The following is a 14,492-nucleotide window of genomic DNA, read 5'->3' on the forward strand; positions in this document are numbered from 1 at the left end:
TTCACTCTTGCGGCGCTGCCGCGAATTTATAGCCCATACCCCACACAGTGAGGATGCGCTCGGGTTCCGCTGGGTTGGTTTCGATCTTGATACGCAGCCGGTTGATATGAGTATTCACGGTGTGCTCATAGCCTTCGTGCTGGTAGCCCCACACCTGATTGAGCAAGCTAAGGCGAGAAAAGACTTTGCCGGGGTGCCTGGCAAAAAAATACAACAGGTCAAATTCACGTGGGGTCAGATCGATTGCCTGTTGATTCAAATGCACCTCACGCGCAATCGGATCGATGATTAACCCGTCAAAACTCAGCGTACCGGCATCCATCTTCAAATTACGACTCATCGCTTCCTGACGACGAAACAGAGCTTTGACCCTGGCCACCAGTTCTAACATTGAAAAGGGTTTGGCGAGATAGTCGTCAGCCCCCAGCTCCAACCCGAGCACGCGGTGTACTTCGCTTGATCGCGCGCTGGTGATAATGATCGGTGTGTAACGCGTCATATTGCGTGCACGACGGCAGATCTCCAGCCCATCAATCCCAGGCAGCATCAGATCGAGGATCAGCGCATCCCAACCGCCTTGTTCCAACATCGCCATACCCAGATTGCCATCGGCGGCATGGCTGATGTCATAGCCCTCGTCACGCAGATGTAATTGCAGCAGCTCCGCGATATTACCGTCATCCTCGACGATTAAAATTTTCTTTGGCTTTTCCATTCTTCTCACCGCTGATTGCCAGACCTTATTGAAGTCTACACAACCCCCGTAGTCGGAGTTATCACATTTTATTTAACTTTACGTGAGGTCTTGGGGAACAAATCAGTTGGATACTCAAGTCATCGAAATCACACCGTCTGGAGAGGCATCATGGCTATGTCCATTACGCCGGATAAAACCGAGTTGATTCATCCGTTGTGGCTGCGTTTGACGCACTGGCTGAATGCGCTGGCGATGCTGATCATGGTGACCAGCGGCTGGCGCATCTACAACGCCTCACCCTTGTTTAACTTCAGCTTTATGAACGAGCTGACGCTGGGCGGTTGGTTGGGAGGCGCGTTGCAGTGGCATTTTGCCGGTATGTGGCTGTTTGGGATTAATGGCTTGTGTTATCTGCTGATGAATCTGTTCAGTGGTCGCCTGAAACGCAAATTTTGGCCACTCAGCCCCAAAGTCTTGTTGAGTGATTTGTTTGTAGCGTTGCGGGGCAAGCTTGGGCACAGCGATTTACGGCATTACAACATGGTGCAACGAGCGGCTTATCTGTTTGTCATGGTTGCTGGCGTGGTGATGGTGCTCTCTGGCCTGGTGTTGTGGAAGTCGGTGCAATTTCCGTTGCTGCGTGAGCTGCTCGGTGGCTATGACGCGGCACGCTATATCCACTTTTTTGCCATGTCAGGGCTGGTGGGTTTTGTACTGGTGCATTTGGTGATGGTGGCGTTGGTGCCACGCACGCTGTTGGCCATGTTGCGTGGACGTTAAGGAGAGCGTGATGAAAGCGGAAAAACAACCGATCAGTCTAAGCGAAGGGCGGGAGATCGTGAAAGAAGCGCAGCAATTGCTGGCACGCCAACTGGCGTCATCTTCGCGCCGTCGTTTCCTGCGTAATGGGCTGACACTCGGTGGTATCGCGATGCTCACCGGCTGTGACATCAGCAGTAATGCCAATGTGGAACAAGCGCTGAATCGTATCTCTCGGTTTAACGATCGGGTACAGGGCTGGCTGTTCAATGCTGACCATTTAGCACCTGTATATGCCGAGTCGATGATCACCCGTCCGTTTCCCTTTAACGCGTTTTACGCCGAGGAAGATGCACCGGATATTAATGGTGATGACTACCGGTTGGAGGTCAGTGGCTTGGTGTTGAATAAACAGCCCTGGACACTGCCGCAATTGCACAAAATGACACAAATCAGCCAAGTGACGCGCCATATCTGTGTTGAAGGTTGGAGTGCTATCGGTAAGTGGGGCGGGGTGCCATTTGCACAATTCCTTCAGGCGATCGGCGCGGATCTGAGCGCCAACTATGTCAGCTTTAAATGCGCCGACGATTACTACACCAGCATCGATATGGCTACGGCGCTGCATCCGCAAACCATTATGGCGCTGACCTACGACGGTCAGATCCTGCCGCGAAAATACGGCTATCCGATGAAGCTGCGTATGCCGACCAAGCTTGGCTACAAGAATCCGAAACATATTCAGGTGATTGAAGTCACCAACCGTTTTCCCGGCGGTTACTGGGAAGATCAAGGTTACAACTGGTTTGGCGGCAGCTAACGGCGGCCACAACTATCCCCGGCACACAGGTGCTTTTTAAATGAGAGAAGGAAATACCATGAAAAAGTTATTCGCAGTGATGATGTGCAGCGCGTTGATGTTGGGTTCTATCGGTGCCAATGCTGCAGACAGCATGAGCAAAGACGCGATGAAAAAGGACAATATGGGCCAGATGTCTCATGACGGCATGGCTAAAGATGGCATGAAAAAAGACGCCATGAAGAAAGACTGCATGGGCAAGGACTGCATGAAGAAAGACTCTATGAGTAAGGATGCAATGAAACATGACAGCATGAAGAAAGACGGCATGGCCAAAGACGGCATGAAAAAAGATGAAATGAAAAAAGACGCGATGGGGCAGTAAATCCCGCGCCAACTCCGGCGGCTCGGGTCGCCGGTCTTTTCAGCAATAACGAGGTGTTTATCATGAGAAACCTTATCCTGGCCGTGGTATTGGCCTGCATCAGCGGGGCTGCACTGGCAGCAACACCGGTAACAGCAGAAAACGCCCAGCAACTGCAAAAAATTGGTGTAGTTTCCAGTCAGGCATCAACATTAAATGACTTTGAACAGTCAATAGCTGCCGATGCCAAGCAACAAGGTGCTAGCGGCTATCGCATCACTTCGGTCACCGTCAACAATCATGTCTACGGTACGGCGGATTTGTATAAATAAGGGAAGGTAGGGTGCGATGCAGAGAACATATCCGGTGAGAAGGGGCACAGCTAAGCTGAGCCCCTTTTTTTATCGAGTTACATATCCGGGAAGGTGAGAGTGTTGCCTGGTGCCTCACGGTGGATATGCACAAAGTTCAGGTGTTTCTCGTACTGATCAAGGATATCGCCGATCACCTGCTCCTTGCTGTAATCCATCAGGTCATTGCCTTGGGTGCCTTCCATCAGGAAGGTTTCCAACCGGTAATAGTGCGACTTACCCGAGCGGGCGCGATAGGTAAAGCCCGGTACGGAGTAGCGTTGCGGCCAAATCTGATAGATAAAGTTCTGTTCGTCACCTAAATGTACCAGCAATTCCAGATGGTTTAAGCGTTCATCTTCGGCTGGCGGTACCTCGCTGAACTCCACTTTTGCACCACGCAGTTCCAACTCACGGGCGACTTCTTGCATCGCTGGTCGGCAGCGGGTGTCCAACATTTTTTGAGTGTACTGAGTGCCTGGATAGTTCATTACTCGTGACAGGCGTTGTTTCCAGTTCAGCACGTCGTTGCTGGACACCGGCATCGGTGCGGACGTGTTCAGTGCACTGGCTTTGCGGTAGTCCTCCACCCGTAGCGATTTATACAGCCCGGCCATCACAAAGAAGATCACAAAGCTGAACGGCAGGCCCATGATCACGGTGGTTTTCTGCAATGCAGGTACGCCGTCGGTCATCAGCATGCCGATAGTCAACAAACCAATCGCCACTGACCAGAAGATACGCAGCCAGTTGGGGGCATCGTTATTGATGTCGCTCAGACGTGAGGTGAAATTGCCCAGCACCAGAGAACCGGAATCCGCTGAAGTCACGTAGAACAGCAAACCGGTAATCGTCGCGACGGAAGCGCTGAAGGTAAAGCCCGGATACTGTGCCAGCAGGCTGTAGAAACCGCGTTCAGGATATTGCATGACTTCCTGCGCGAAGGCAGCATTGCCGTGAATAATCTGGTAAAGCGCACTGTTACCGAAGATCGACAGCCAGAGCAGGGTAAACACGAAAGGAATAATCAACGTACCAAGCACAAATTGACGGATGGTGCGTCCGCGAGAGATTCGCGCCAGGAACAAGCCGACAAACGGCGCCCAGGCAACCCACCAGGCCCAGAAGAACAGCGTCCAGTTGTTCATCCATTCTACAGGACGATCAAAGGCGAAACTGTTGAGCGTCATCCCCATAAAGCGGTTGATATAGTCGCCGACATTGAGCACCAGGGCATTGAGCAGGAACTCAGTATCACCGAAGAACAACACAAACAGGATCAACCCCAGTGCCAACAGCACATTGAGTTCGGACAGAATACGGATGCCCTTATTGACGCCAGAGGTCACCGAAATCGTGGCCATAATCACTGAAAGCAGGATCAGTGCGCCCTGTACCGTCAGGTTTTCCGGTATGTGGAACAGCACTTTCAACCCGTAGTTCAACTGCACTACGCCAATGCCGAGAGTTGTGGCGATACCGAAAATGGTGCCCAGTACCGCAGCAATATCCACGCTGTGACCGATTGGGCCGTTGATCCGTTTACCAAAGATGGGATAGAGCGCCGAACGAATGGTCAGCGGCAGGTTATAGCGGTAGCTGAAATAGCCGAGTGCGATACCCATCAATGCATACATCGACCAGCCGGTCAGGCCGTAGTGGAACAGCGTCCACACCATTGCCTGACGTGCAGCCTCCAATGTTTGGCCCTGACCTTCCGGGGGCATCATATATTGTGTCACCGGTTCGGCGACCGAGAAGAACATCAGATCTATGCCGATACCGGCGGCGAACAGCATAGCTGCCCAACTCATCAGGCTGAACTCAGGTTTCGACTGCTCAGGCCCAAGCTTGATCGAACCAAAGCGTGAGGCTGCGATAAACACAACAAATACGATGTACAAGGTAGCGGCCAGTAAGTAGTACCAGCCGAAGGTGGTTGACACCCAATTCAGGGTGCGGGTGATCCATCGCCCGGAGAAATCGGTAAAAAAGATGGTCATCAGTGAGAAGGCCAGTATCAGCCCTGCCGAGGTAAAGAAAACCACAGGATTAAGCCCATCCTGTTGTGGTTTTGAGGAGGTTTCGCGTGTTGTCATCGTCTTCCTCTGTTTTTTAACAACTGAGTAAAATCGTGCCCACACACCAGCCTGAACGACACGCAGGTGCCGTCCGGAAACAGTGCGGATAAAAGCCGCGGCAATCGCTATTTCGCTTGCCAAAGATTGCCGCTTTGCTTGTTAACGAAACGGAAAATCGCTTCGTGGGTGGGAACCGCTTACAGACACTGATTTTGGTCAGATTCGTTAAATACCTCACAAAAATCAGCCAGTTCCACAACCGAAAAGTACATATTTGTAACCAAGCGGTAATAAAATATATGCAATTTTTATTGAACGTTCAATCAAAAAAAAGTTTAATGGTTGGCATGAAGACCACGTTCAGCAGGCGAAAATACCGTGATATTTCGCCGCTGAGATGAGGCCGAAGTCGGTTTTGTGAGAGTCGAATTATGCCAAAGGTAGGAATGCAGCCCATCAGAAGGCAGCAGTTGATAGATGCCACGCTGGCCGCAGTAAACGAAGTCGGAATGCATGACGCCACGATTGCGCAGATAGCGCGTCGGGCGGGCGTTTCCAACGGCATCATCAGCCATTATTTCAAGGATAAGAATGGCCTGCTTGAGGCCACAATGCGCTATTTGATTAGCCATCTGGGCGAGGCGGTAAAGCTGCGGTTACAGGCGTTGAGTGACCACAGCCCGGCATCACGGCTACAGGCAATCGTTGCCGGTAATTTTGACGACAGCCAAATCAACAGCGCCGCGATGAAAACCTGGCTGGCCTTTTGGGCGAGCAGTCTGCACCAACCGCAGCTTAACCGGCTGCAACAGGTAAACGGCCGCCGTCTGTATTCCAATCTGTGTGCTGAATTTAGTCGTGTATTGCCGAAGGCAGAGGCGCGACTGGCCGCAAAAGGGCTGGCGGCGTTGATCGACGGCCTGTGGCTGCGCAGCGCATTGCGTGGTGCGGCGTTCAATCAGACACAGGCGATCGCACTCACGACCGATTACATTACGTTTCAACTCAGGGGGCACACGCCACCTTGAGGACAACCCAAGGAGAACCTATGTCCCGTTTTGGCTTACAGAAGCTCTATATTAATGGCGCCTATGTAGACAGTACCGATGGAAAAACCTTCAGTGCAGTGAACCCGGCGAATGGCGAAGTGCTTGCCGAGATCCAATCTGCCAGCGCTGAAGACGTCAACCGTGCGGTTGCCAGCGCAGCCAGCGGGCAGAAGGTGTGGGCGGCAATGACGGCGATGGCGCGTTCTCGCATCTTGCGTCGTGCGGTGGATATTCTGCGTGAACGCAATGACGAACTGGCTGCGTTGGAAACGCTGGATACCGGCAAGGCAATGTCAGAAACCACGGCAGTGGATATCGTCACCGGTGCCGACGTACTGGAATATTACGCGGGACTGATCCCGGCGATCGAAGGCCAGCAGATCCCGCTGCGCGACAGCGCATTTGTTTATACCCGCCGTGAACCCTTGGGTGTGGTCGCCGGTATCGGTGCCTGGAACTACCCGATCCAAATCGCCTTATGGAAGTCTGCCCCCGCTCTGGCGGCAGGCAATGCGATGATCTTCAAACCGAGTGAAGTGACCTCACTGACGGCGTTGAAACTGGCGGAAATCTACACCGAAGCCGGTTTGCCTGATGGCGTATTCAACGTGGTTACCGGCAGTGGCGCAGAAGTCGGCCAGTACCTGACCGATCATCCGGGTATCGCCAAGGTGTCGTTCACTGGTGGGGTGAAAACCGGCAAAAAAGTGATGGCTAACGCCTCAAGTTCGACGTTGAAAGAAGTCACCATGGAACTGGGGGGCAAATCACCGCTGATCATCTTTGATGACGCCGATCTGGATCGCGCGGCTGATATTGCCATGATGGCCAACTTCTACAGCTCCGGCCAGGTCTGCACCAACGGTACTCGCGTATTTGTGCCGTCAGCGCTACAGGCACAGTTTGAAGCCAAAATCCTTGAGCGTGTAAAACGCATTCGTCTGGGTGATCCCACCGATCCACAAACCAACTTTGGCCCATTGGTCAGCTTCGCGCATATGGAATCAGTGCTGCGCTTTATCGAGAGCGGCAAAAACAGCGGTGCACGCCTGTTGTGTGGCGGTGAACGTGTAACGGCTGGCGAATATGCCAAGGGAGCTTATGTGGCACCGACCGTCTTTACCGATTGCCGTGATGACATGGAAATCGTGCGTGAAGAGATCTTCGGACCGGTCATGAGCATTCTCAGCTATCACACAGAAGACGAAGTGGTACGTCGCGCCAACGACACGACTTTCGGCCTGGCTGCTGGACTGGTGACGAATGATTTGACACGTGCTCACCGGGTGATCCACCAGTTGGAAGCCGGTATCTGCTGGATTAACACCTGGGGCGAATCGGCGGCGGAAATGCCGGTCGGCGGCTACAAGCAGTCCGGCGTTGGCCGTGAGAACGGCCTGACGACGTTGGAGCACTACACCCAGATCAAATCGGTGCAGGTGGAGCTGGGCGAATATATTTCCATCTTTTAAACACCCCATTATCGATTAAATGCTTGTCCGGGCATCCTAAGCTATTAATCATAAAAATATATACCCAATGGATTTCAAGTCACAGCTAGGCGGCAAGTGCGGGAGTCCCCAGGAGCTTACTTAAGTAAGTGACTGGGGTGAGCGCATGCAGCTAACAACGCTGTGGCTTGAAAGACGAAGGGGATAAGGAGATATCGATGGAATACGATTACATTATCATCGGGGCCGGGTCTGCCGGTAACGTATTAGCCACCCGTTTGACCGAAGACGCAGACGTCAGCGTCCTGCTGCTGGAAGCCGGTGGCCCGGACTACCGGATGGATTTCCGTACTCAGATGCCGGCAGCGCTGGCATTTCCGTTGCAAGGCCGCCGTTATAATTGGGCATATGAAACTGACCCTGAGCCACACATGAATAATCGCCGCATGGAGTGTGGTCGTGGCAAGGGGTTGGGTGGCTCGTCTCTGATTAACGGCATGTGTTATATCCGCGGCAACGCGATGGACTTTGATAACTGGGCGAAGGCTCCGGGTCTGGAAGACTGGACTTATTTGGATTGCCTGCCGTATTTCCGCAAGGCGGAAACCCGTGATATTGGACCGAATGATTTTCACGGTGGCGATGGCCCGGTGAGTGTCACTACACCGAAAGCCGGTAACAACGAATTGTTCCACGCGATGGTGGAAGCCGGTGTTCAGGCAGGTTATCCGCGCACCGACGATCTAAACGGCTACCAGCAGGAAGGCTTTGGCCCGATGGATCGCACGGTCACACCGAAAGGCCGTCGTGCCAGTACTGCTCGAGGCTATCTGGATCAGGCGCGTTCTCGCGCTAATCTGAAGATTGTGACTCACGCGCTTACCGATCGCATCCGTTTTGACGGCAAGCGCGCGGTCGGGGTCGATTATTTGCAGGGGGAGAGCAACCAGATCATCAGTGCAGGTGCGCGTCGAGAAGTATTGTTGTGTGCCGGTGCGATTGCTTCGCCGCAGATCTTGCAGCGTTCCGGCGTGGGCCCTGCGTCGTTGCTGAACCGCCTGGATATTAATCTGGTGCATGATTTACCTGGCGTGGGTGAGAACTTGCAGGATCATCTGGAAATGTACCTGCAATACGCGTGCAAAAAACCGGTGTCGTTGTACCCGGCGTTACAGTGGTTTAACCAACCGAAAATTGGTGCGGAATGGCTGTTCAACGGGACCGGTATTGGTGCCAGCAACCAATTTGAAGCGGGTGGCTTTATCCGCAGCCGTGAAGAGTTCGCGTGGCCGAACATTCAGTACCATTTCTTGCCGGTAGCAATTAACTACAACGGCAGCAATGCGGTGAAAGAGCATGGTTTCCAGGCGCATGTTGGCTCGATGCGTTCCCCAAGCCGTGGCCGTGTGCAGGTGAAATCAAAAGATCCGCGCCAGCACCCTAGCATCTTGTTCAACTATATGGCGACCGAGCAGGACTGGCAGGAATTCCGCGACGCTATTCGCATCACGCGCGAAATCATGGCGCAGCCGGCACTGGATGAATACCGTGGCCGTGAAATCAGCCCGGGGCCGGAAGTCCAGACCGACGAGCAATTGGACGCTTTTGTACGTGAACATGCCGAAACCGCTTTCCATCCTTCCTGCTCATGCAAAATGGGTGAAGACGAGATGGCTGTGGTGGATGGGCAGGGCCGAGTGCACGGTATGGAAGGGCTGCGGGTTGTCGATGCGTCAATTATGCCGCTGATCATTACCGGCAACCTGAATGCCACCACTATCATGATTGCTGAGAAAATTGCTGATCGCATCCGTCAGCGCACGCCGCTGCCACGAAGTACTGCCGAGTATTACGTGGCTGGCGACGCCCCGGTGCGCAAGCTGTAATCCAACATGTCCTCTCGCCGCTGAAGGGAAGGGCTGCTGTAGCAAGCAACCCCCTCTCCAAGGCCCTTCCCCGAGGCGGGGGGCACCTCATACCGCTGCAACTTGTAAGCTGTGACGTATAAGTCTGCTTAAGCCGGCAGGGAGATCGCCTGATCAAAACTGTTTGGTGTCGCCATACGCCACATGCGCGCATAGAAATCACTTTCTATCTCTTTTTGCAGTAACGCACCTGGTTCCAGATAGTAATAGATGTCGGCATAAACCTTTATTTCGGTCGAGGTAATGCGGCGTAACATATGGTGCGATGTGAGCTGTTCCGGTCGACTGACCCCGGCCGCCGCCAGCATTTCTGCCAGTGCTTTCACGGTATTTTGGTGGAAATGGTAAACGCGCTCTGCTTTGTTCGGGACCACCAAGGCTTTCTGCCGTAGTGGATCTTGGGTAGCAACACCGGTTGGGCAATGGTTGGTATGGCAACTCTGTGATTGAATACAACCGACGGCAAACATAAAGCCACGTGCTGAATTCACCCAATCGGCACCCAACACCAATACACTGGCGATATCAAAGGCGCTGATGATTTTGCCGCTGGCACCTATCTTGATTTGGTCACGTAGTCCGCAGCCTACCAGGGTGTTGTGCACGAACAATAACCCTTCGCGCAGCGGCATACCCATGTAGTTGGATAACTCGAGCGGCGCGGCACCGGTACCGCCTTCTTTGCCGTCCACCACGATAAAGTCTGGCAATATTTGGGTTTGCAACATCGCTTTGGCGATGGCGACAAATTCCCATGGGTGACCGATACACAGCTTGAAGCCCACGGGTTTGCCGCCGGACAATTCACGTAACTGTTGGATGAAGTGCATCATTTCCACAGGCGTGGAGAAGGCGCTGTGTGACGCTGGCGAAATGCAGTCTACCCCTTCAGGCACACCTCGCGTTGCTGCAATTTCTGCATCCACTTTTTTAGCCGGCAGAATACCGCCATGCCCCGGTTTTGCCCCTTGGCTAAGTTTGATTTCAATCATTTTCACCTGTGGGGTTTTAGCCTGCTCGGCGAAGCGTTGTGGATCAAAATGGCCGTCTGCGGTGCGGCAGCCGAAATAACCACTTCCCAGTTCCCACACTAAATCGCCACCATTTTCACGGTGATAGCGGCTGATGCTGCCTTCGCCGGTGTCATGGTAGAAATTTCCTTTTGCCGCTCCCAGATTGAGTGCACGAATAGCGTTGGCCGACAGTGCGCCGAAACTCATGGCCGAGATATTAAAAATTGAGGCGGAGTAGGGTTTGCTGCAATCCGGGCCGCCGATCGCGACGCGAAAACTGGTTGGATCGGATACGGCGACAGGCCGCATAGAGTGGCCAATGCATTCGTAACCGGTTTGATAAACGTCTAACTGAGTCCCAAAGGGCTTGTCACCCATCTCATTTTTGGCACGGCGGTAGACCAGTGTGCGTTGGGTGCGTGAGAACGGGATCTGCGCGTTATCTTCTTCCAATAAGTACTGGCGTATTTCTGGTCGAATAAATTCGAAGAAAAAACGCAAACGGCCGATGATTGGGTAGTTACGGCAGATAGCATGGCGTTGTTGGGTGAGGTCATAAATACCCAATACGCTCAGTGCACCAAAAATGATCGTCGATAGCCAAAACCAGGGCTGGTGGGGTAATAGCGCCAATGACGCCAGCGTCAGCAAGATACTCAAGACAAAGCAGGTATAACGGCTGAATAACGATGACTTCATAACATCTCCTGATGTTTTTTTAATCCAGACGACATGACTCTCGGGATAATCCCGTGAGTGAATCGTAACCAATAGGCAGGAGTGTTATGTGGCTGTTGCTGCTTTGTCGTTCGTTGTTACATAAATTTAACGAGGTGGAGAGTATTCAGGCCGCCGAGTGGCGGCCTGAAGGATCACTTGCTGGCGACAAAAATCGTGCTCATGCTACGCAGTCGCAGTTTTTTCATCGCACTGTATTTCTGCGAGAAAATCGTTTTGGGGTGAGTACCACGCTTTTGAGCAATATGCAGCAGGCTGTCACCGCGCAGCAGATTGAAGATAACATCACTTTCTGCCGGGCTAAGCTCCCGGGTTTTCTGCATTTTTATCCCACCAGGCTCTTTGCTTTCCAACAGGTTTTGTATTTTTTCCTGTAACGAATAAAGTGGAATACGTGTAGAGACCAATTCAACCGAGATCCCGAGGATCGACAACAGCTTTACAACACGCTCGTCGTCATAAAAAACCAGCAGGCGCGTTTTAGAGTTGTATTGCTGATGAAGAGATACAAGGCTTTCGATGACGTTGACACTTTGTTCCAGATTTTGTGAGGTGAAGATCAGCGCGATATCGTGCTTAATTATTTTCTCCGCCTTAGCTCCGCCATGCATAAAATCCGAAAACAGTCTGATATCGTATTTGCCGTAATGTTTTTTCAGTAACACCGAAAGGCCGACATAGCTGTACTTACACTCACTAATAACAAGGACATTGTTTTTAGACATAATGGTAAACACCCATAATGAGTTAAAAGTATTCAGCTGTAAGAAGCGAGTTCAAATCCTTGATGTCGGATTCCTTCCACAGCTTTCCCTGCAGTGCGTAATATGGCATCTCATCCAGCCATTTTTTATGTTCGGGAGTTTCTACTCCTTCGATAATTACCTTGTAATGATTAAGGTAAAAAAAGCGCAATAAAGCGCGCATTAAACCGTCGCCACCGGACTTCTTCATAAAGTCCCATAATAAAAAGCGGTCGAGTTTAACGAATCGGAACTGGCTGTTATACAACGCGGAAAAACCCGCATAGCCAGAACCAAAATCATCGAGCCAAAATGAATAGCTCTTCAGTGAGGGATCGCCATGAACACGGTCCTTTACCAACCGAGTTGAGTTCTCACTGATTTCGAAATGAATACATCTTGTGGCACTAATTCTTTCTGCAAAATGGCTATTAGCTAAAGATCGAAGAGAATGGTCGTCTACATTTAATGTGGCGATCACCTGATTTTCACGAAACCAGTGATTATATTTCTCTATCAGACTGACCTGATCTAACAAAATCTCAATTCGAGTGGCGCTATCAGCAGTACGAAAGAACTGTTCAGGAGAGAAATGCGCATATTCACTATTAAAAGTGAATCGTGATAGACACTCAACGGCCAGCAATTGTCCGGATTTTGCGAACATAGGCTGGAAAACATAATTAATTCCGTTATTTTTCTCTCTAAAAGAACCGCGCATTCCTCAATCCTTTGATTGATGTACAACTGTTTGTTTTTTAAAAATAATTTAATGAGATTTGGCTATTTATAGGTAAATATCTTATTTAAAGCAGCCAAGGTGTGCAATGCCGCTTACAGACCATCAAAGGTTCATTTTGTCGCGAAGTCTAAAGCGTTCAAAAGGTAACAAAATGTAAATATACGGAATAATGTACTGATAATTAGGTCTTAAGGCAAAATGACTGACTGCATGGCTTTCCAAAACACAGATTATTCCTATTCGATTGAATCGTCAACATCGATCGATAGGTATTTGTTGATAGTTTATTCCTATCAAGAGGGGGGTTATGAATGTTTTAAACGATTTAACAATAAGAATGCCGTTGGTCTATATTTCGTCCGGCAATGGGTTCATCGAGGCAACACTCCTTTTAAGCAAGGAGTGCTATCGCTGAGTGTATGCTCAGTGCCGGGGATTAATATATTCGTCTGTCACTGAATCGATTATTTTATTGTTTTTCTATGGAGCTGGAAATGAAAAAAGTATTATTGCCTTTGGCTGCGCTGGTATTGTCTGTAACTGCTTCTAACGCAATGGCTGCGAACGGCACTGTTAAATTCACCGGTGAAATCAAACAGTCTACCTGCCAGGTAACTAGCGATACTCAAAATAAAGAAGTTTATTTGGGTACTTATCCTACTTCTGCATTCCAAAATGTTGGTGATAAGTCTGCATCTAAAGCTTTCCAGATCTCTCTGGAAAAATGTGATGCTGGCGATTACAGCCTGCGTTTCGACGGTAACACCGTTGCTGGCAACCCTGACCTGCTGTCTGTAAGCAACGTTGGCGGCACTGGTACAGCGGCTACCGGTGTTGGTATCGAAATTACCGACAACAATGGCAAGCCTTTCGCTATCGGCGATGGCAGCAACATCAATGACGACGTAGCTAAAGTGAGCGTTGATGCTGCCGGTACCGCGACCTTCAACCTGCAGGCTCGCTACCGTTCATTCGCTGGTGTGACCGCTGGTCTGGCAAACGCCACCAGCCCGTTCACCATCGAATACAAATAATTGATCTTTTAGGACATAAACGGCCAAGGATGGCCCGTAGAGGAAACCGATGAAAAAGTTCTTTGCTGCTCTGCTGATGCTGGGCACTTTTAGCAGCTACGCCGGGATCCAGGTAGATGCCACCCGGGTAATCTATAAAGGCTCAGATAAATCAGCCTCGTTGCCGATTCATAATGATGCTGCTGAAGCTTATATGGTGCAAACCTGGTTGGATACTGGCGATAGAAATCAGGTGCCGAAAAATCTGCCCATTGTAGTCGTTCCACCGATCCTGAAACTGGATGCGACAAAAACCGCTATTTTACGCTTTATTTATTCCGGCACTGGTCTTCCACAAGATAAAGAAACTTTGCTGTGGATTAACGTGCAGGAAATACCACCCGCACCGAAGCAGGCGAATGTGCTTCAGGTTGCAGTGCGTACTCGAATTAAACTTTTTTATCGACCGGTGGCGTTGAAAACGACGCTGGACGAGCAAGTGCAAAAATTACGCTGGCAGCGTGAAGGTTCGCGTTTACAGGTGATTAACGATGGCCCTCTGCATATTACCTTTGGGGCGCTACATTTGAAAAATAGCGCAGGTAAGACCGTGGATGTGGATGCCAACATGGTGAGTCCAGGTGATCGCCTTGCGATCAACATCCCAGCAGGCGTCAGCGTGAGTAATAAAATTTCGTTCAGTTATATCAATGATTTTGGCGGTAGAACGGAAGTCAAGGACGTTCCAGTACAATAAGAGAGACAGGG

The 14,492-nt window shown here is 50.9% G+C and carries 14 protein-coding genes; 9 read left to right on the forward strand and 5 right to left on the reverse strand.

The window, feature by feature from the left end; translation table 11 throughout:
* Position 1: 1 nt before the first annotated feature.
* Positions 2-715, reverse strand: coding sequence for a response regulator transcription factor (locus SGBXF1_RS07385; protein WP_130379808.1), 714 nt, complete (start codon positions 713-715; stop codon positions 2-4).
* Between the two features lie 150 nt (positions 716-865).
* Here SGBXF1_RS07385 and SGBXF1_RS07390 point away from each other — a divergent pair, with 150 nt between their 5' ends.
* From SGBXF1_RS07390 to SGBXF1_RS07405, 4 genes are all read left to right on the forward strand, one after another.
* Positions 866-1,477, forward strand: coding sequence for a cytochrome b/b6 domain-containing protein (locus tag SGBXF1_RS07390; RefSeq protein ID WP_186428076.1), 612 nt, complete (start codon positions 866-868; stop codon positions 1,475-1,477).
* Between the two features lie 10 nt (positions 1,478-1,487).
* Entirely contained in the window at positions 1,488-2,276 is a 789-nt protein-coding gene (locus SGBXF1_RS07395) for a molybdopterin-dependent oxidoreductase (RefSeq protein ID WP_186428077.1), read from the forward strand.
* Between the two features lie 58 nt (positions 2,277-2,334).
* The gene (locus SGBXF1_RS07400; RefSeq protein WP_186428078.1) at positions 2,335-2,640 is read left to right on the forward strand and encodes a pentapeptide MXKDX repeat protein; all 306 of its coding nucleotides are present in this window, start codon (positions 2,335-2,337) and stop codon (positions 2,638-2,640) included.
* Positions 2,641-2,702: 62 nt separating this feature from the next.
* Positions 2,703-2,951, forward strand: a complete 249-nt coding sequence (locus SGBXF1_RS07405) for a YdgH/BhsA/McbA-like domain containing protein (protein WP_186428079.1) — start codon at positions 2,703-2,705, stop codon at positions 2,949-2,951.
* A gap of 77 nt (positions 2,952-3,028) precedes the next feature.
* On the opposite strand, the gene SGBXF1_RS07410 is transcribed toward SGBXF1_RS07405, so the two are convergent.
* Positions 3,029-5,068 (reverse strand): choline transporter, encoded by a 2,040-nt coding sequence (locus SGBXF1_RS07410; RefSeq protein WP_130379814.1) that lies wholly within the window; start codon positions 5,066-5,068, stop codon positions 3,029-3,031.
* 413 nt (positions 5,069-5,481) lie between these two features.
* On the opposite strand from SGBXF1_RS07410, the gene betI reads away from it, so the two are divergent.
* The 3 genes from betI (at position 5,482) to betA (ending at position 9,436) form a co-directional block, all read left to right on the forward strand.
* Entirely contained in the window at positions 5,482-6,078 is a 597-nt protein-coding gene (betI, locus tag SGBXF1_RS07415) for a transcriptional regulator BetI (protein ID WP_061807051.1), read from the forward strand.
* Positions 6,079-6,098: 20 nt separating this feature from the next.
* The gene (gene betB / locus SGBXF1_RS07420; RefSeq protein ID WP_186428080.1) at positions 6,099-7,571 is read left to right on the forward strand and encodes a betaine-aldehyde dehydrogenase; all 1,473 of its coding nucleotides are present in this window, start codon (positions 6,099-6,101) and stop codon (positions 7,569-7,571) included.
* Positions 7,572-7,768: 197 nt separating this feature from the next.
* Complete coding sequence (gene betA / locus SGBXF1_RS07425; protein ID WP_186428081.1) at positions 7,769-9,436, forward strand: choline dehydrogenase; 1,668 nt, start codon at positions 7,769-7,771, stop codon at positions 9,434-9,436.
* A gap of 128 nt (positions 9,437-9,564) precedes the next feature.
* Here betA and SGBXF1_RS07430 read toward each other — a convergent pair whose 3' ends face one another.
* The 3 genes from SGBXF1_RS07430 to SGBXF1_RS07440 form a co-directional block, all read right to left on the reverse strand.
* Positions 9,565-11,187, reverse strand: coding sequence for an FMN-binding glutamate synthase family protein (locus SGBXF1_RS07430; protein WP_186428082.1), 1,623 nt, complete (start codon positions 11,185-11,187; stop codon positions 9,565-9,567).
* A 173-nt stretch (positions 11,188-11,360) separates the two neighbouring features.
* The gene (locus SGBXF1_RS07435) at positions 11,361-11,951 is read right to left on the reverse strand and encodes a LuxR family transcriptional regulator (protein ID WP_061807054.1); all 591 of its coding nucleotides are present in this window, start codon (positions 11,949-11,951) and stop codon (positions 11,361-11,363) included.
* 22 nt (positions 11,952-11,973) lie between these two features.
* Positions 11,974-12,690: an EAL domain-containing protein gene (locus tag SGBXF1_RS07440; RefSeq protein WP_037424564.1), complete on the reverse strand. Its 717-nt coding sequence runs from the start codon at positions 12,688-12,690 to the stop codon at positions 11,974-11,976.
* A gap of 515 nt (positions 12,691-13,205) precedes the next feature.
* Here SGBXF1_RS07440 and SGBXF1_RS07445 point away from each other — a divergent pair.
* A complete protein-coding gene (locus SGBXF1_RS07445; RefSeq protein ID WP_037424566.1) occupies positions 13,206-13,745 on the forward strand; it encodes a fimbrial protein in 540 nt (179 codons plus the stop codon).
* A gap of 49 nt (positions 13,746-13,794) precedes the next feature.
* Entirely contained in the window at positions 13,795-14,481 is a 687-nt protein-coding gene (locus SGBXF1_RS07450) for a fimbrial biogenesis chaperone (protein WP_037424568.1), read from the forward strand.
* Positions 14,482-14,492: the final 11 nt, after the last annotated feature.

Source organism: Serratia grimesii (assembly GCF_900186025.1).
GTDB lineage: Bacteria > Pseudomonadota > Gammaproteobacteria > Enterobacterales > Enterobacteriaceae > Serratia > Serratia grimesii.